We start from the raw sequence: 17,281 nt of genomic DNA, 5'->3' as shown, positions 1-17,281 counted from the left end.
TTTGGCAGTGGGCCTTAAAGAGCTGACACCACAGGAGCGTTCCGATGCGCTGGAGAAGGCGGCCAAGGCGAGGGCAGTCCGTGCCGCCGCCAAGGAAAGGCTTAAGCGCGGCGAGGTGAGTATCGCGGAGTTGATCTCCTCCGGCACTACGGACGAGGCGATCGCCCGCATGCGTGTGGTGGAACTCCTGGAGGCCCTGCCGGGCATCGGTCCGGTCCGGGCGGCGGGGATCATGGCGGAGATTGGCATCGCCGGGTCCCGCCGCATCAGGGGCCTGGGAATTCACCAGGCCCGGGCGCTGGTAGATTTTATGGATACCCAGCAAAGCGTTTGACGCATCTCCCCGAAGGAATCCGTGAGCAAGAAACCCGGACTGACTGTCCTTGCAGGCCCCACTGCCGTTGGCAAGGGAACCGTTTCCACCTACATCAGGGACAACTATCCAGAGGTCTGGCTCTCCGTCTCGGCAACCACGCGGGCTGCACGTCCGGGTGAGCAGGATGGCGTCCACTACTTCTTCAAATCCGCCGAGGAGTTTGATTCCCTGGTGGCCGATGGTGAGCTGCTGGAGTGGGCTGTGGTCCACGGGCAGAACCGCTACGGGACCCTTCGCAGCACCGTCAACGCAGCAATTGCCGAAGGAAAGTCGGTCCTTCTGGAGATTGACCTCCAAGGCGCGCGCCAGGTCAAGGAGGCCGTTCCGGACGCCAATTTCGTGTTCCTGGCTCCGCCCACCTGGGACGAAATGGTCCGCCGCCTGGTGGGCCGCGGCACGGAAACTCCCGAGGAACAGCAGCGCAGGCTGGAAACCGCTAAACTGGAACTTGCTGCTGAACCGGAGTTTGACCACACCGTCATCAATGACGACGTTCGCCGGGCAGCGGACGAGCTTGTTTCACTCATGGGGCTTACCCCGCACCAGCGCTAAGCGCTTGCATTTGTTGGCCCGCTAAAATTTGGAGAATTCGTGTCCACGAACCTTGAAGGCATCATCAACCCGCCGATCGATTCGCTGCTTGAGGCTGCTGATTCCAAGTACGGCCTGGTCATCTTCGGCGCCAAGCGCGCCCGCCAGATCAACGCCTACTACGCACAGCTCCACGAGGGCCTTTTCGAGTACGTCGGCCCCCTGGTTGACACCAAGCTGAACGAGAAGTCGCTCTCGATCGCCCTGCGCGAGATCAACGAAGGCCTTTTGGTGTCCACACCGATCGAGCCCGCAGAATAAACAGGCTGCCTGTTGACGGAGGTCACGTGCGCATAGTCCTCGGAGTCGGGGGAGGGATAGCAGCCTACAAGGTTGCATCGCTCCTCCGGCTTTTTACTGAAGCCGGCCACAGGGTCACGGTCATCCCCACGGAAGCTGCCACCCGGTTTGTTGGCGTGGCCACGTGGGAAGCCCTCTCGGGGAACCCCGTGAGCAACAGCGTCTTCGATGACGTCGAGAAGGTCAACCATGTGCGTTTGGGCCATGAAGCCGACCTGATCGTGGTTGCGCCCGCTACAGCGGACCTTCTTGCCAAAGCCGCAACAGGACAAGCGGGCGACCTCCTCACCAACACCCTGCTCATGGCACACGGGCCGGTTCTTTTCGCCCCGGCGATGCACACGGAAATGTGGCTGCATGCCGCTACCCAGGGAAACGTCGAAACATTGCGGCGCCGTGGGGTGACAGTCCTGGAGCCTGCTTCCGGCCGTCTCACTGGATCAGACTCGGGTCCTGGCCGCCTGCCGGAGCCCGAGGCAATTTTTGCTGCGGCCATGGCGTTGGTCGATGCCCCGGCCGCAGAGACTTTGTCGACTTCGGCGGAGCTGCCCTTGGCTGGCCGGACCGTAACGATCTCCGCCGGCGGCACTCGGGAGGCGCTGGACCCTGTCCGCTTCCTGGGCAACCGTTCCTCCGGCAAGCAGGGAGCTGCCCTTGCTTCGGCTGCTTTGGCTGCCGGTGCAACGGTTCGGTTCCTTGCCGCGCATATGGACGTCGAGCCGCCGGCCGGCGTCGAGCTTGTCCGCGTTGAATCAGCCTTGGAGCTGCGCGAGGCAGCGTTGAAAGCGGCAGTTGGTTCCGACGTCGTCATCATGGCTGCCGCCGTAGCGGATTTCCGTCCGGCAGAGGTCTCGGACACCAAGATCAAAAAGGTCGATGGCGAGGATGCGCCCGTTGTGCGGCTGGTCCGCAACCCGGACATCCTGCAGGAGCTCGTGGAGCGGCGGAACGCCGAGGGCGGACGTCAGCTGATCGTTGGTTTCGCGGCTGAGACCGGCGATGCCCAAGGCGACGTCCTGGAGCACGCAACGGCCAAACTCAAACGCAAAGGCTGCGACCTCCTGGTGGTTAATCAGGTGGGCATAGGCCGCGTGTTCGGCCAGGATGACAATTCCGTGGTGGTCCTCTCCGGTCACGGGGCCGAACCGCAGTCGGCCGCCGGCTCCAAGGCTGACGTGGCCGCTGCTGTGGTAGACCGGGTGGGCGTCGAGCTCACGCGTGTCTACCCGGCGTTGTAACCGAGCCCACACCCGGATTCTTAGCAAAGGGACACACGGCAGAAACCGCTGTCCCGCAACCCAGTAAGGTGGTCGAGTGACTTTACCGCTGCACCATGAACACCATGGCACCCCGTCCAAGCTCCGGCTCTTCACTTCAGAGTCGGTTACCGAAGGGCACCCGGACAAAATCTGCGACCAGATCAGTGATGCCATCCTTGATGCGCTCCTGGCTGCCGATCCCGAGTCCCGTGTGGCCGTTGAAACCATGGCCACTACGGGCTTGGTGCATGTGGCCGGTGAAGTCACGACTGACGCTTACGTCGAGATTCCCCAGATTGTCCGCGAGACCATCCTTGGTATCGGTTATGACTCATCCGCGAATGGCTTCGACGGCGCGCGCTGTGGTGTCTCGGTATCCATTGGCCAACAGTCCAACGACATCGCCGGTGGAGTCTTCAATTCGCTGGAGGCCCGTGAAGGCCGCCAGGAGGACGACTACGACCTCCAGGGCGCAGGGGACCAGGGCATCATGTTCGGCTACGCCAGTGATGAAACGGCCTCCTACATGCCCACCCCCATCTGGCTTGCGCACCGTTTGTCGGAGCGGCTGACTGAAGTCCGCAAGAACGGCGAGTTGGCGTACCTCCGCCCGGATGGGAAGACGCAGGTCACCGTAGGATACGACGGCGACCGTCCGGTTTCGGTTGAAACCGTGGTCATCTCCAGCCAGCACGCCGAGGAAGCCAGCCTGGAGCAGCTTCGGGCAGATCTCGCCAGCTACGTCATCGAGCCCGTGCTGGCGGCATCCAACCTGGACCTCTCGCGGACGGCGAACATCCTGAACCCTGCCGGCGCGTTCGTCATTGGCGGCCCTGTCGGCGACGCCGGCCTCACCGGTCGCAAGATCATTGTGGACACCTATGGTGGGTTCTCCCGCCACGGTGGCGGAGCTTTCTCCGGCAAGGATCCGTCCAAGGTTGACCGTTCAGCTGCCTATGCCATGCGATGGGTTGCCAAGAACGTCGTGGCAGCCGGACTTGCCAAGCGTGCCGAAATCCAGATCGCGTACGCCATCGGGCAAGCACGTCCGGTGGGAACCTACGTCGAAACCTTCGGCACGGAGACCGTGGATCCGGCACGCATCAGCGAAGCGATCAACGAACTCTTTGACCTGCGTCCCCGTGCCATCATCGATGCACTCGACCTGAAGCGGCCCATCTACGCCAGGACAGCAGCCCATGGGCACTTCGGTCGCGAGGAGCCGGACTTTACCTGGGAGCGGCTGGATCGTGTGGCGGACTTGAAGGAATACTTCAACGCCTGATTCCTTGGAGGATCGTCCGGCGCCGGACGCATCAATCCAGGATGTTGCAGTTTTGTCAGTGGCCTGTGGTTGGCTGGTGCCAGAGAGATGCCCGCAGCGGGTCATTCCCGCTGCGGGCATTCAGGGTTAATTGGGCATCCAGGGTTAATACTGCGTCCAGGAGCGGGAGGTGAAATCAATGGCAGGACACGAAGCCCAGTCCTCGCTGCTTCAACCCTCGTTGTTGCAGGGTTTTCCGGACCGTGCACCGGTCAACGGGCCGCCACTTGCAGCGGAAAATCCGGTGGCAAGGGTGATCCTTGAGTCCTCATTGCCCCACTTGGACCGGCCCTTCGATTACAGCGTTCCAGCAGAGCTGAGCGAAGATGCTTCACCGGGGGTCCGTGTGAAGGTCAAGTTCAACGGCCAGGAACTCAACGGCTACATCCTGGAACGGCGGGCAGACTCGGACGCTGCGGGGCCCCTAAGCACTTTGCACAAAGTGGTTTCACCGGTAGCTGTACTGACGCCCGCGGTCTCGGAACTGGCCAGTACCGTTGCTGCCCGATACGCCGGAACGCTGAGCGATGTCCTGCGCACCGCCATCCCGCCACGCGTTGCCAAAGTGGAGAAGGAATTACTGGCAGGAGAACTGGCTTCCGGGGTCGCTGAGCTGAAGCCATTGGCCGATGGGCGGGCCTGGGCCAACTACTCCAACGGTCCGTCCTATCTGCAACACCTGGCCGGTGGTGGTTCACCGAAGGCTGTCCTCACCGCACTCCAGGGTTTCGGTCCAGGTGGCTGGCCGGCCCTGGTGGCCTCCGCCGTGGCCACTGTCAGGTCCTCGGGGCGTGGCGCAGTGGTGGTCGTGCCCGACTACCGCGACCTTGAGCAACTGGAAAATGCCTTGGCCAAGGTTCTTCCGTCAAGCGACATCGCGCGGCTGGCTGCCGATGACGGCCAGACGCCCCGGTACAGGAATTTTCTCCGGCTCTTGAGCGGCTCCGCCGGTGTTGCTGTTGGAACCCGTTCGGCTGCCTACGCACCCGTCCAGGATCTTGGGCTGGTGGTCTGCTGGGACGACGGCGACGACCTCCACATTGAACAACGGGCTCCCTACGCGCACACCCGGGAGGTCCTGCTGCTGCGCGCCGAGCAGGCGAACGCGGCGGGCCTGATGGCCTCGCACAGCCGCAGCACCGAACTCCAGCGGCTGGTGGAAATGCAGTGGGCGGTGCCCATTGAAGCGCCCCGGACGGTTGCCCGTTCCATAGTTCCCCGGGTCCTGAACACCGCTGACAGTTTTGAGCAGGAACGCGATCCCCTGGCAAAGATCGCCCGCTTGCCAGGTGCTGCCTGGCGTGCGGCAAAAGAGGCCTTGGAGCGCGGACCGGTCCTGGTACAGGTAGCGAGGGCCGGATACGCTCCCTCCTTGGTCTGTGAGACCTGCCGCGAATTGGCACGCTGCAACGCCTGCCAGGGACCACTGGCAATATCCAGCGGCACCGCAATACCGGCTTGCAAGTGGTGTTCCACTCCGGCTCCCCAGTGGCGGTGCAACCACTGCAGTGGAACCCGGCTGCGAAAGGGAGCTACGGGTGTCATGCGGACTGCGGAGGAACTGGGGCGCGCCTTCCCCGGCAAGGCTGTGGTGACATCCTCCGGTGAGCACATCAAGGCAACCGTGCCTGACGCCCCTGCCTTGGTGGTGGCAACTGTGGGCGCCGAACCCATCGCACCCCATGGCTATGCTGCCGCCTTGCTGCTGGATGGCAATTCGCTGCTCCGAAGGGAAAACCTCAGGGCCGGCGAGGACACCGTCCGGCGGTGGTTCAATGCCGCTGCCTTGGTAAAGCCGGCCCGTGAGGGAGGCCTTGTGGTCATCACCGCTGATGACACAGCAGCCACCGGGGCGTTACTGCGGTGGGATGCGCCCGGTTTCGCTTCCAGGGAATTGGCGCTGCGTAAGGAACTTCAGCTACCGCCGGCTGTCAGGGTGGCCTCAGTGACCGGTGCCAGGGCCGACGTCGCGCATTTTGCCGAAGCATTCGACGCCAGCACTTCGCCGGGAACCAAGCTTCGCAGCGCAGGGCCGGCCCCGGTGCAGCTGTTCAGCGGCAGCCAATCCCCGGTGGCTGCCCCCGAGGCCGAGGTCAGGATGCTGTACTTCATTCCATATGCCGACGCCGCTGAAACCACCCGGGCCATGCGGGCCTTGAAGGCAGCCAACGCCGCCAAGCGCACGTCCGGTCCGGTGCAGTTGCGGCTCGATGGCGTGGACGTTCTCTGACCTGGGAAGTTACGTCCGGCTCCGGCGCAGGGCCACCACTTCCTCGGCTGCGGCCAATAGTTGCCGCGCCGATTCGTCCCAGTTGAATTCTGACGCGCGTGCGGCTGATGCCCGGGACCGGCGCTGCCACAACCCGTCATGGCCAAGTGCTGTCACGGCGGCGGCGAATTCTTCGGGTGATTCGGGGTCGACGTAGCTGACGGCGTCCCCACCCACTTCCCGGAAGATCGGGATGTCGCTGGCGATGACCGGTGTTCCCAAGGCCATGGACTCCACCAGCGGCAAACCATAACCTTCGGCGCGTGAAAGGCTGATCAACGCCGTCGCCCGCAGAAGGAGTTTGTCGTATTCGGCATCCGTAACGCCATTGTGGAAGATGACTTTGGCTCCCGCGGGAACAATGGCCTCCAATTCAGCCTTCCGATCGGGGGTGATCCGGCTGAGCAGGTGCAGCGTGTAATCCTCCAGTCCGGCCATGCCCCGGATCATGGTTTCCACGTTCTTGTAGGGCATGAAGGAGCCCATGTAGAGCAGTGCCTCGTCGGCGCCGGCCTCGGGGTCCCGGGGCTGCTGTCCGGGTTGGGGGGCATTTCCCACAATCCGCACCGGGCGTTTGGTCAAGGCGTACTTGGCCATGAGGGCTTCGGTGGTGCGGCTGATCGTGGCCACGATGTCCGCCCGGTTCAACAGGAGCCGCTGGGGCCAGAACGCCTTGTGGTAGAGCCTCCACAGCAGTCGTACCGGTGCGGGGAGGAAGCCGGGGGGAGCCGGGTGTTCATAGTAGATGAGGTCATGGAGCGTGAGGACCAGTCCGTAGCGGCGTCCAAGGGTACCCATGGTCTGCATGGGGCACACAACAACATCGGCACCCAACGGATTGACCTTACGGGCCACGAACAGCTCCAGCGGCGACAAAGGGCTGTTGACCATTACATAGGGGACTTCCGGCAGGAGTGCCAGTTGGCGTTTGTCGCTGATCAGCATGGTGACATCGGCTATTTTGGATGTTGCCGCTATCAGGCTGGAACCGTAGCGGCTGATGCCATCGTGGTGGTCCGTTCGGGTAAAACGTGCGTCGATGACAATTTTCACGCGGGGTGTTCCTCCAGGAAGGTGCGGATTGCTTCAGCCGCCGGAACCGGCGTTTCGTAGTGGATCAGATGCCCGACGCCGGGAATCACTTCCAGCTTTGCATCAGGGAGCCGCTTCATGAGTTTGTGCTGGTTGGGAAGAGTAGCGATCTCATCTTTTTCGCCGGCGACAAGGAGTACGGGGAGAGTGAGCTGTTCCGCGACCTCGGCCACGTTGCCGGAGACGGAGGCCTTGAATGATTCAAGCAGGCTTTTCCTGTCTGAGAAGGCACTGAAGTAGGCATCGTGTTGGCCATGGATGAAACGGCGAAGGGCTTTGTCCTTGGTTTTGGCCATAGTGATGCTCATGATCCGAACGATCACCCTGTTGCGAAGAATCGCCAGTCCGAGGCGGGCCGGAAACTTGGCGGATGCTTGGTAGTACAGCACCGCTAGTTTGGTCATGATGCCCTTCGGCCCCTCCAATGCCGGCGCAGCAATGGGGTTGATCAGGATCAGCGGGTAGACAGTACCGGGATTCGCGGCGGCGAAGTGGCTGGTGACTATTGATCCGAAGGAGTGGCCCAGCAGGACAGTTTTGCTGTCCAGGGCGAGTGCGGCCATGAAACCGGAGATGAACTTCCCATAACGCTCAACGCTGTGTTCGTCCTCGATGAAGGGCTCCGAGCTCCCGAAAGCGGGCAAGTCCGGCATGATGATCCGCATTTCCGGGAGCTGGTCCGCCACACGGAGCAATCCGTGGTGATCTCCACGGAATCCGTGAATCACTAGGATGGTGCGGGTTTCAGGGGTGACAATGACCGGTTCGTAGGTCCAAAACGCCACCTTGCTGCCATCGACGTCCACCTCTGAAGCCACAGTCCGTCCTGGCAGGGCAGCGCTGAAGAACGCGCCGGCTGCTTGCGTCCCGTCGGGGGAGTTTGCGGTGTCCATTTTCGCCATGCAATTGTTCCTAGTTCACGTTGTCCGGGTGTGACCCGGTTCGGTGGTGGCGCTCGAGGCCGGCGATGCCGTCCATATCGGATGCGTCCAAGTCAAAATCGAAGACGGCCAGGTTTTCCTTGATGCGCCCGGCTGAACTCGCTTTCGGAATCACCAGGTTCCCTATCTGGAGATGCCAGCGGAGAATAACCTGCGCCGGGGTCCTGCCGTACTTTTCGGCCAGCGCGATGATGGCCGGATCAGCCAACACCTGTCCACGGCCGAGGGGACTCCACGCCTCAGTGCGGATGCCCAGTTGTTCGTGGAGGGTCCGCAGCCTGGTTTGCTGCAACCATGGGTGCAGCTCGATCTGGTTCACTGCGGGGACTACTTCTGCCTTGCCCATCAGCTCTTCAAGGTGGCCGGGCTGGAAGTTGGAGACGCCAATGGCCCGCACCTTACCCTCCCTGTAGAGGGTTTCCATCGCTTTGTAGCTTTCCACGAAGAGTCCCCGCCCGGCACACGGCCAGTGGATGAGGTAGAGGTCCACGTAGTCAAGGCCAAGGTTTGCCATGGAGGTATCAAAGGCCCGCAGTGTGGCATCGTAGCCCTGGTCATCGTTCCAGACCTTGGTGGTGACGAAGAGATCTTCGCGGGCCAGTGCGTGTACCGATTCGCCGGAGCCGCCGGTACCTCTGTTGGCTTCCGCGGCATCGCCGATGGCACCTCCGAGGGCGCGGCCCACTCCTACTTCGTTGCCGTACATAGCGGCGGTATCGAACCGGCGATAGCCCTCGCCCAAGGCCGTGGCAACCAAGGCCTCAGCGTCCTTCGCGGGAACTTTGTAGAGGCCGTATCCCAAGCGATCCATCTGTACGCCGTTGTTTAGTGCCAGCCTGTTCGATGCCGGCGTGGAGGGGGATCTCATAGCAACGACTCTACCCATTCCTTGCACGAATGCTTCAGGAGTGGCCGTTGAAACTGACAAGTCGCCGTGCCGAGGCTTCGTCCAGGATGAGGTCCGTAGCCAGCCCGGCGGCCAGTGCGCCTTGGAGGCCATTGATTTTGGAGGCCCCTGAAACGACGCAGATGCGGCGCCTGACCTGCCGCAACTGGTCGTGGCTGGGCCCGGTGGACCTCGCGTTCAGCGTGATGCCGTCCGAGGACCCGTCGCTTCGAAAAAACACTGTGGCGACGTCCCCCACCACGTCATCGGCGGCCAGGACGGTGAGATCGTGTTCATCAAGGTATCCGCCGGCATAGACGTGGCTGGGATAGTCCGAATCCACCGAACCGACGCCGAAGATCGCGATGCTCATGCGGGCCTGCAGATCAAGGATGCGTTGAACGCTGCGCTCATTCCACATGGCCGTTTTGGTGGAGGCGTGATCGAAAAATGCGGGAACCGGGAACTGCTCCACCCGGGCGCCGTAGGCGCTGCCGAAGCGCCGCATGATGTCACTGGCGTAGGTGATTCCGGTGGTTTGCATGTTTCCGGCGCCGTTGAGCTGGACCACAATGCTGTCGTGGGTGACCTTGCGGGTGAGGTGGCGGCTGACCGCGCTGAGGGTGGCACCCCACGCAACGCCGATGATGGCGTTCGAGTCCACCAATGGCCCAATAGTGCGGGCAGCCTGCATGGCCACGCGGTCCAGGGTCTCTGCTTCATTCAGGGTGTCAAGCACCGGGACCACATGGACATCGACTCCATATTGGTTCCGGATCTGGCTTTCCAGCTCGGGTCCGGTATCGAAGGGGCTCCTGATCTGGACCTGCACCAGGCCGGTTTCGCGGGCGGAGGACAGCAGCCGGGAGACGGTGGATCGGGAGGTCCTCAGTTCGCGTGCAATGGCATCCATGGTCAGATCCTGCAAGTAATACATCTGTGCAGCCCGGAGCGCATCCGAGTCACGTGATCGCGCCATCTCATTTCCTTCCTGCACGTTTGTGCAAATAGCTTGACTCCATTTTCCACCTTCGCAAGATTAGTGGTGAACGGTGCAGCAGCGATAGGCGCGGCGCACGAACCAAGCCCAAGGGAGCAGTTTTGGGACACAACAGGATTTCCGGTACCTCACAACACGCACAGCAGCGCGACTCCGTCGTTGCACTGCAGGAGCGGCCCACGGCAAAGGTACTCATCATCGGCGGAGGCATCAACGGCGTGGGAACGTTCCGCGATCTTGCCCTGCAAGGTGTGGATGTCGCCCTTGTTGAACGTGGCGACTACTGCCAAGGTGCCAGTGGCGCCTCTTCCCACATGATCCACGGTGGCATCCGCTACCTCGAAAACGGTGAATTCCGCCTGGTCCAGGAATCCGTGGTTGAGCGCAACAGGCTCCTGCGGATCGCCCCGCACTACGTCAAGCCACTGCAGACCACCATCCCCATCTTCAGCACCTTCTCCGGAATCCTCTCCGCGCCCATGCGTTTCCTGACCCACAAGCAGGGCAAGCCCAAGGAACGCGGTGCCTTCCTCATCAAGGTGGGCCTGAGTATGTATGACTTCTTCTCCCGTGACGGCGGTAGCGTACCCCGCCACCAGTTCCGCGGACGGACCAGGGCCCTCGCGGAGCTTCCCAAGCTTCACTCGGGGATCAAGTATGCGGCCACCTACTTCGATGCCTCGGTCCACAACCCTGAGCGCCTGACCCTCGATGTCCTCCAGGATGGCGAGAAGGCAGGTCTTGGCGGCGGCCTTCCCGGTGGAAGTGCCCGCGCCAGCAACTACGTCTCCCTCGTTTCCATGGGGCAGGACGGGGTCCTGCTCCGTGATGAACTCACCGGCAGGGAGTTCGAATTCCAGGCAGATGTGATCGTCAACACCACCGGTGCCTGGGTGGACCTCACCAACCAGGCCATGGGCGCAGTCAGCAAGTTCATGGGCGGCACCAAGGGCTCGCACATCGTCCTGGACCATCCGGAACTACTTGCCGCCTGTAACGGCCGGGAAATCTTCTTCGAGCACACTGACGGTCGCATCGTCCTGATCTACCCCATGGGGGACCGCGTGCTGGTAGGCACCACGGATGTGGACGCAGATATGTCCGAAGACGCCGTCTGCACCGAAGAAGAGATCGACTACTTCTTTGACCTCGTCGGGCATGTGTTCCCCACCATCAAGGTGGAGCGGGACCAGATCGTCTACAGCTTCGCAGGCGTCCGTCCGCTGCCCCGCCACGACGAAACCCAGCCGGGCTTCGTCTCGCGTGACTACCGCATTGAGCGCAGCGTCCGCACCGGTGACGGTGCGGTGGCAACGCCAGGCGGCAAGGCCGCCGTCGTACTCAGCCTGGTAGGCGGCAAGTGGACGACGTTCCGCGCCTTGGCCGAGCACATGACCAACGACGTCCTGCGCGAACTGGGCATGGAGCGCAAAGTCTCGACGGCGAAACTCGCCATCGGTGGAGGCGCCGGCTTCCCTGCCACTGAACAGGGCGAGCAGGAATGGATCAAGAAGCACATGGGTCCGGGCCTGGACGCAGACCGGGTTGCCGGGCTGCTGACACGTTACGGAACCAGGGCCGAGGCGGTCATTGAATACCTCAACGCAGGACAGGACCAGCCGTTGCGTTCCACGCGCGAACTGAGCGTCCGTGAGCTGGCATTCATGGCAGAGCATGAGCAGATCGGGCACCTCATTGATGTTCTGATCCGCCGGACATCCCTGGCGTTCCGTGGCCTGGTTACCGGCGAGCTGCTCAACGAGATTGCTGCTGTACTGGCCGAACCGCTGGGCTGGGACGCTGCTGCCCGGGAAGCCGAAATCCGCCACGCCCAGGACGTACTGAAGCGCTTCCACAAGGTTGACGTTCACAGTCTCGTAGCCTGAGCCGCAACAGCGCTTAACAGCTTGACCGTCCCTGCGTGCGGCAGGGACGGAAGAGGGCAAGTGGTCCCGACGGGGGACCACTGCACCGGGACGGTTCCCCACACCGGAACCGTCCCAAACGGCCTCGTCACCCGCGAGGGGGCCGACAACAGAAAAATGAGGAGTCAAAGATGTCTCTTGGAATTGTTTTCCTTTCCGAAGTATTCGGAACCATGATGCTGACCCTGCTGGGTTGCGGTGTCGTGGCAAACGTCGCGCTCAAAGGCACCAAGGGCAACAACGCCGGGTTCCTGATGGTGACGTGGGGCTGGGGTATTGCGGTCTTCGCGGGCGTTTTTGTGGCTGCAAAGTCCGGCGCGCACCTGAACCCGGCCGTGACGTTGGGCCTGCTGGTCAACGGCAAGGCAGAGTATGCCCCGGACGTGGCCGTCACCTTCGCTTCCACCCTGACCTATTTCGGCGCTGAATTGCTGGGCGCCTTCCTGGGCGCCGTAGTTTGCTGGCTCGCTTACAAGCAGCACTTCGATGATGAACCCCTGGCAGCGAACAAGCTCGGAACCTTCTCCACCGGTCCGGCCATCCGTTCCACCCCCTGGAACCTCGTCACCGAAATCATCGGCACGTTCGTCCTGGTCTTCGTCATCCTGACCTTCGGCGGCACCCCTTCGGGCCTCGGGCCGCTGGCAGTAGCGCTGCTCGTGGTTGGTATTGGTGTTTCCCTCGGTGGACCCACCGGCTACGCCATCAACCCTGCCCGTGACCTCGGCCCCCGCATTGCACATGCCCTCCTTCCCATCAAGGGCAAGGGCAGCAGTGACTGGGCCTACTCCTGGATCCCTGTCGTGGGACCGCTGGTTGGTGGCGCACTTGCAGGCCTCGTGGCCATGTGGGTTCCCGACATCATGCCCGCGATCGCCGGCTGATCCGCCCCACTCGACCGCACACACCCTCATTCACCACCAGCAACCAGTAACGATTAGAACCCAGACAAGGACGTCACCATGAATCAATACGTCATCGCCATTGATCAGGGCACCACAAGCTCCCGCGCAATCGTCTTCGACCACTCCGGCAACATCGTCTCCACCGGCCAGATGGAACACGAGCAGATCTTCCCCCAGGCCGGATGGGTTGAGCACAACCCCGCCGAAATCTGGAACAACACCCGTGAGGTCATCGCCTCGGCGCTGTCCAAGGCGAACCTGACCCGGCACGACATCGCCGCTGTCGGAATCACCAACCAGCGCGAAACTGCTGTGGTGTGGGACAAGAACACCGGCGAGGCTGTCTACAATGCCATTGTTTGGCAGGACACCCGTACCCAGCCGATCGTTGACCAGCTGGCCCAGGATGGCGGGCTCGAACGGTTCAAGCAGAAGGTCGGCCTCCCGCTGGCCACCTACTTCTCCGGCACCAAGATCAAATGGATCCTGGACAACGTCGATGGCGCCCGCGAACGCGCCGAAGCCGGTGACCTCCTGTTTGGCAACACCGACGCCTGGGTCCTGTGGAATCTGACCGGCGGAGTGGACGGCGGCGTCCACGTCACCGATGTCACCAACGCGTCCCGCACCCTCTTCATGGACCTTGAGACGCTCCAATGGGACCAGGAAATCCTGGATGTCTTCGGCGTTCCTGCCTCCATGATGCCAACCATCAAGTCCTCCTCCGAGGTCTACGGCCAGGTCCACACATCGCAGCTTCTGCGCGAAACACCCGTGGCCGGCATCCTGGGAGACCAGCAGGCCGCAACGTTCGGCCAGGCGGCATTCCAGGCCGGCGAAGCGAAGAACACCTACGGCACTGGCTGTTTCCTGATCTTCAACACGGGCGAGGAAATCGTTCACTCCAAGAACGGACTCCTCACCACGCTGGGATACAAGCTCGGAGACGCCAAACCGCACTACGCGCTTGAAGGCTCCATCGCGGTCACCGGCTCCTTGATCCAATGGCTCCGCGACAACCTTGGCATGATCAGCTCCGCCCCGGAAGTCGAGGAATTGGCTGCCGGTGTGAAGGACAACGGCGGCGTTTACATTGTCCCCGCCTTCTCGGGCCTGTTCGCACCGTACTGGCGCGCAGACGCCCGCGGCGCCATCGTTGGACTGACCCGTTTCGCGAACAAGGGGCACATTGCCCGGGCAGCCTTGGAAGCAACTGCCTTCCAGACCCGGGAGGTGCTGGACGCCGTCAACGCGGACTCCGGCGTTCCGCTCACCGAGTTGAAGGTCGACGGCGGCATGGTCGCCAACGAGGCCCTCATGCAGTTCCAGGCCGACATCCTTGGTGTACCGGTGGTCCGGCCGAAGGTCGTGGAAACCACTGCCCTTGGCGCGGCCTACGCAGCCGGCCTGGCCGTCGGATTCTGGAAGGACCTGGGCGAGCTCAGCGCCAACTGGAACGAGGACAAGCGTTGGGAACCGCAGCTGCCGGCAGAGGAGCAGGAGCGCCAGCTGCGGCTCTGGAAGAAGGCCGTAACCAAATCCATGGATTGGGTCGACGAGGACGTTAAGTAGTTCAAAAAAGGGGCCGATGACTCCCGCCTGCCCGCTTCGCGGTGCCCACCACACCATGGCGGGGAGTCATCGGCCCCTTTTTCGACGTTTGGCGATGCGCCGCCAACCATGATTTGCCGGTGAGTGGATGGATAATCGTGCGCTATTGTAGATCTATGCGTGCGATCCTTCTGCTTAGCTAGCCGCCCGGCTTTATTTAGCCGTGCGGCCGCCCCTCCATTGTTGAGGGGCTTTTGTGTGTCCGGGACCTTCCGGTCCCATAGCAGGAGTCAAAACCGCCACCAAAGAACAGAAGAGGGCAGCAGTGAGCGTTCAGCCGGAGACAGAGACCGGAACAGCACAGGCAGCCGCAGCTGAAACGCCTGAAGAGGGCGTCTACAGCTTCGCTGCGATGGAAGCCAAGTGGCCGCAGGTCTGGGAAGACCTCAAAGTCTTCACGCCGGCCGACGACGGTTCGCGGGAGCGCCGCTACGTGCTTGACATGTTCCCCTACCCTTCCGGCGACCTTCACATGGGCCACGCCGAAGCCTTTGCCATGGGCGATGTGGTTGCCCGCTACTTGCGCCAGAAGGGCTTTGACGTCCTGCACCCCATTGGCTGGGACTCTTTTGGCCTGCCGGCTGAGAATGCTGCGATCAAGCGCAACGCGCACCCCAGTGAGTGGACCTACGCCAACATTGATACCCAGGCGGCCTCGTTCAAGCGCTACGCCATCTCTGCCGACTGGTCACGCCGCATCCACACCTCGGATCCCGAGTATTACCGGTGGACCCAGTGGCTGTTCAAGCGCTTCTACGAGCGTGGCCTCGCCTACCGCAAGGATTCACCGGTCAACTGGTGCCCCAAGGACCTCACGGTTCTGGCAAACGAGCAAGTTGTCAACGGCGCTTGTGAGCGCTGCGGCACGCCTGTTACCAAGAAGTCCCTGAACCAGTGGTACTTCAAGATCACCGACTACGCAGACCGCTTGCTGGAGGACATGGACCAGCTGCAGGGCCACTGGCCTGAACGCGTTCTGGCGATGCAGCGCAACTGGATCGGCCGCTCCGAAGGCGCCCACGTGCGGTTCGTCATCGAAGCCACCCAAGACCGGGCCGAGCGCGAAGTTACTGTCTTCACCACCCGTCCGGACACCCTCTACGGTGCTACGTTCTTCGTGGTCGCAGCTGATGCGCATTTGGCTTTGGACCTGGTCACCCCGGAACAGCACGACGAACTCATGGCCTACCGCGAGAAGGTCAAGGCACTCTCCGAAATTGAGCGCCAGTCCACTGAACGTGAGAAGACCGGCGTCTTTACCGGCCGCTACGCCATCAACCCCCTCAACGGCGAGAAGCTCCCGGTATGGGCCGCTGATTATGTGCTGGCCGACTACGGCACGGGTGCCATCATGGCCGTGCCTGCGCACGACCAGCGTGACCTGGACTTCGCCAAGGCCTTCAACCTGCCTGTCCGGGCAGTGCTGGAGACCGGTGCCGAGGATCCTGCAGAGACTGGCGTAGCCACTGCTGGCGAAGGCACCCTGAAGAATTCCGGTGACCTGGATGGCTTGTCCAAGTCCGAGGCAATTCCGGCTGCGATCCAGATCCTGGAGAAGCTCGGAACGGGCGAGAAGTTTGTCAACTTCCGGTTGCGGGACTGGCTGCTGAGCCGCCAGCGTTTCTGGGGCACCCCCATCCCCATCATCCACTGCGGTGAATGTGGAGAAGTGCCCGTCCCCGATGACCAGCTGCCGGTCAGGTTGCCCGATAACCTGCGCGGTGAGGCGTTGTCGCCGAAGGGAACCTCCCCGTTGGCCGCCGCCGTCGAGTGGGTCAACGTTGAGTGCCCCAATTGTGGCCGTGCTGCCCAGCGCGATACCGACACCATGGACACGTTCGTGGACTCGTCCTGGTACTTCCTGCGCTTCGTCTCTCCTGACTACACCGAAGGCCCTTTCGATCCCGAAAAGATCAACAACTGGATGCCGGTGGGACAGTACGTGGGCGGCGTCGAGCACGCCATCCTGCACTTGCTGTACGCGCGCTTCTTCACCAAGGTCATCAAGGACATTGGCCTGATCGAAGCCAACGAACCGTTCACGGCCCTGCTCAACCAGGGCCAGGTGCTCAATGGCGGCAAAGCCATGAGCAAGTCCTTGGGCAACGGTGTGGACCTGGGGGAGCAGCTGGACAAGTTCGGCGTCGACGCCGTGCGCCTCACCATGGTCTTCGCCTCCCCACCGGAGGACGACGTCGACTGGGCGGACGTCTCGCCGTCGGGCTCGGCAAAGTTCCTGGCCCGGGCCTGGCGGCTGGGCCAGGACGTCAGCAGTGAGCCAGGAGTAGACCCGGCAACTGGTGACCGTGCCCTGCGCACAGTCACGCACAAGACCATTGCCGATGCCGCGGAACTGTTGGACAACAACAAGTTCAACGTTGTGGTGGCCCGTCTCATGGAGCTGGTCAACGCTACCCGCAAGACCATCGACTCAGGTGCAGGTGCAGCGGACCCCGCCGTTCGCGAAGCGGTGGAAGCCGTTGCAGTGATCCTGAGCCTCTTTGCGCCATACACGGCCGAAGACCTCTGGAACACCCTCGGCCACCCGGCTTCAGTAGCCAACGCAGGCTGGCCCACCCACGACGACGCGCTGCTGGTGCAGGACACCGTTACCGCTGTGGTTCAGGTCCAAGGCAAGGTTCGCGACCGCCTGGAAGTTTCGCCGGACATCACAGAGGACGAGCTCCGTGAGCTCGCTTTGGCCTCCGAAAACGTTCAGCGGGCCATGGACGGCCGCGGCATCCGCACCGTGATCGTTCGGGCACCTAAACTGGTGAACATCGTCCCTGCCTAGCGGGGATT

General features: G+C 62.4%; 14 protein-coding genes. 10 read left to right on the top strand and 4 right to left on the bottom strand.

What is annotated here, in order from left to right; all coding sequences use genetic code 11:
- The first annotated feature begins 7 nt into the window (after positions 1 to 7).
- From mihF to BLQ01_RS12080, 6 genes are all read left to right on the top strand, one after another.
- On the top strand, positions 8 to 334 hold the full coding sequence (mihF, locus tag BLQ01_RS12105; protein ID WP_024816819.1) for an integration host factor, actinobacterial type: 327 nt from the start codon (positions 8 to 10) through the stop codon (positions 332 to 334).
- 21 nt (positions 335 to 355) lie between these two features.
- Entirely contained in the window at positions 356 to 928 is a 573-nt protein-coding gene (gene gmk / locus BLQ01_RS12100; protein ID WP_026540798.1) for a guanylate kinase, read from the top strand.
- A 39-nt stretch (positions 929 to 967) separates the two neighbouring features.
- Positions 968 to 1,228 carry a DNA-directed RNA polymerase subunit omega gene (gene rpoZ / locus BLQ01_RS12095; protein WP_017197559.1) on the top strand — a complete coding sequence of 87 codons (261 nt, stop codon included), beginning with the start codon at positions 968 to 970 and terminating at the stop codon, positions 1,226 to 1,228.
- A gap of 26 nt (positions 1,229 to 1,254) precedes the next feature.
- Positions 1,255 to 2,505, top strand: coding sequence for a bifunctional phosphopantothenoylcysteine decarboxylase/phosphopantothenate--cysteine ligase CoaBC (gene coaBC, locus BLQ01_RS12090; protein WP_026546877.1), 1,251 nt, complete (start codon positions 1,255 to 1,257; stop codon positions 2,503 to 2,505).
- Positions 2,506 to 2,581: 76 nt separating this feature from the next.
- Positions 2,582 to 3,811 carry a methionine adenosyltransferase gene (metK, locus tag BLQ01_RS12085; RefSeq protein ID WP_026540796.1) on the top strand — a complete coding sequence of 410 codons (1,230 nt, stop codon included), beginning with the start codon at positions 2,582 to 2,584 and terminating at the stop codon, positions 3,809 to 3,811.
- Between the two features lie 178 nt (positions 3,812 to 3,989).
- The gene (locus BLQ01_RS12080; protein WP_091551900.1) at positions 3,990 to 6,080 is read left to right on the top strand and encodes a primosomal protein N'; all 2,091 of its coding nucleotides are present in this window, start codon (positions 3,990 to 3,992) and stop codon (positions 6,078 to 6,080) included.
- A 9-nt stretch (positions 6,081 to 6,089) separates the two neighbouring features.
- Here BLQ01_RS12080 and BLQ01_RS12075 read toward each other — a convergent pair whose 3' ends face one another.
- The 4 genes from BLQ01_RS12075 to BLQ01_RS12060 are packed head-to-tail and all read right to left on the bottom strand — an operon-like array spanning position 6,090 to position 10,017.
- Positions 6,090 to 7,172, bottom strand: coding sequence for a glycosyltransferase family 4 protein (locus BLQ01_RS12075; protein ID WP_091551898.1), 1,083 nt, complete (start codon positions 7,170 to 7,172; stop codon positions 6,090 to 6,092).
- Complete coding sequence (locus BLQ01_RS12070) at positions 7,169 to 8,113, bottom strand: alpha/beta fold hydrolase (protein WP_091551897.1); 945 nt, start codon at positions 8,111 to 8,113, stop codon at positions 7,169 to 7,171. Before BLQ01_RS12070 ends, BLQ01_RS12075 begins: the two co-directional genes overlap by 4 nt.
- Before the next feature lie 10 nt (positions 8,114 to 8,123).
- Positions 8,124 to 9,020, bottom strand: coding sequence for an aldo/keto reductase (locus BLQ01_RS12065; protein ID WP_026546873.1), 897 nt, complete (start codon positions 9,018 to 9,020; stop codon positions 8,124 to 8,126).
- A gap of 34 nt (positions 9,021 to 9,054) precedes the next feature.
- The gene (locus BLQ01_RS12060; protein ID WP_026540791.1) at positions 9,055 to 10,017 is read right to left on the bottom strand and encodes a sugar-binding transcriptional regulator; all 963 of its coding nucleotides are present in this window, start codon (positions 10,015 to 10,017) and stop codon (positions 9,055 to 9,057) included.
- A 122-nt stretch (positions 10,018 to 10,139) separates the two neighbouring features.
- Here BLQ01_RS12060 and BLQ01_RS12055 point away from each other — a divergent pair, with 122 nt between their 5' ends.
- The 4 genes from BLQ01_RS12055 (at position 10,140) to leuS (ending at position 17,273) form a co-directional block, all read left to right on the top strand.
- Positions 10,140 to 11,924, top strand: a complete 1,785-nt coding sequence (locus tag BLQ01_RS12055; RefSeq protein ID WP_091551895.1) for a glycerol-3-phosphate dehydrogenase/oxidase — start codon at positions 10,140 to 10,142, stop codon at positions 11,922 to 11,924.
- 170 nt (positions 11,925 to 12,094) lie between these two features.
- Positions 12,095 to 12,847 (top strand): MIP/aquaporin family protein, encoded by a 753-nt coding sequence (locus BLQ01_RS12050; RefSeq protein ID WP_091551894.1) that lies wholly within the window; start codon positions 12,095 to 12,097, stop codon positions 12,845 to 12,847.
- A gap of 78 nt (positions 12,848 to 12,925) precedes the next feature.
- Positions 12,926 to 14,440 (top strand): glycerol kinase GlpK, encoded by a 1,515-nt coding sequence (gene glpK / locus BLQ01_RS12045; protein WP_026540788.1) that lies wholly within the window; start codon positions 12,926 to 12,928, stop codon positions 14,438 to 14,440.
- Positions 14,441 to 14,744: 304 nt separating this feature from the next.
- Positions 14,745 to 17,273, top strand: coding sequence for a leucine--tRNA ligase (leuS, locus tag BLQ01_RS12040; RefSeq protein WP_091551892.1), 2,529 nt, complete (start codon positions 14,745 to 14,747; stop codon positions 17,271 to 17,273).
- Positions 17,274 to 17,281 lie beyond the last annotated feature (8 nt).

Origin of the sequence: Arthrobacter sp. UNCCL28 (genome assembly GCF_900102805.1) — a bacterium.
GTDB lineage: Bacteria > Actinomycetota > Actinomycetes > Actinomycetales > Micrococcaceae > Arthrobacter > Arthrobacter nicotinovorans_A.
This window is presented reverse-complemented; position numbering and strand designations above follow the sequence as displayed.

Bases quoted from the DNA above. Each gene is read 5' to 3' on its own strand.
- BLQ01_RS12060 (WP_026540791.1), bottom strand. From the start codon at position 10,017: ATGGCGCGATCACGTGACTCGGATGCGCTCCGGGCTGCACAGATGTAT.
- BLQ01_RS12065 (WP_026546873.1), bottom strand. From the start codon at position 9,020: ATGAGATCCCCCTCCACGCCGGCATCGAACAGGCTGGCACTAAACAAC.
- glpK (WP_026540788.1), top strand. From the start codon at position 12,926: ATGAATCAATACGTCATCGCCATTGATCAGGGCACCACAAGCTCCCGC.
- BLQ01_RS12080 (WP_091551900.1), top strand. From the start codon at position 3,990: ATGGCAGGACACGAAGCCCAGTCCTCGCTGCTTCAACCCTCGTTGTTG.
- BLQ01_RS12050 (WP_091551894.1), top strand. From the start codon at position 12,095: ATGTCTCTTGGAATTGTTTTCCTTTCCGAAGTATTCGGAACCATGATG.
- BLQ01_RS12070 (WP_091551897.1), bottom strand. From the start codon at position 8,113: ATGGCGAAAATGGACACCGCAAACTCCCCCGACGGGACGCAAGCAGCC.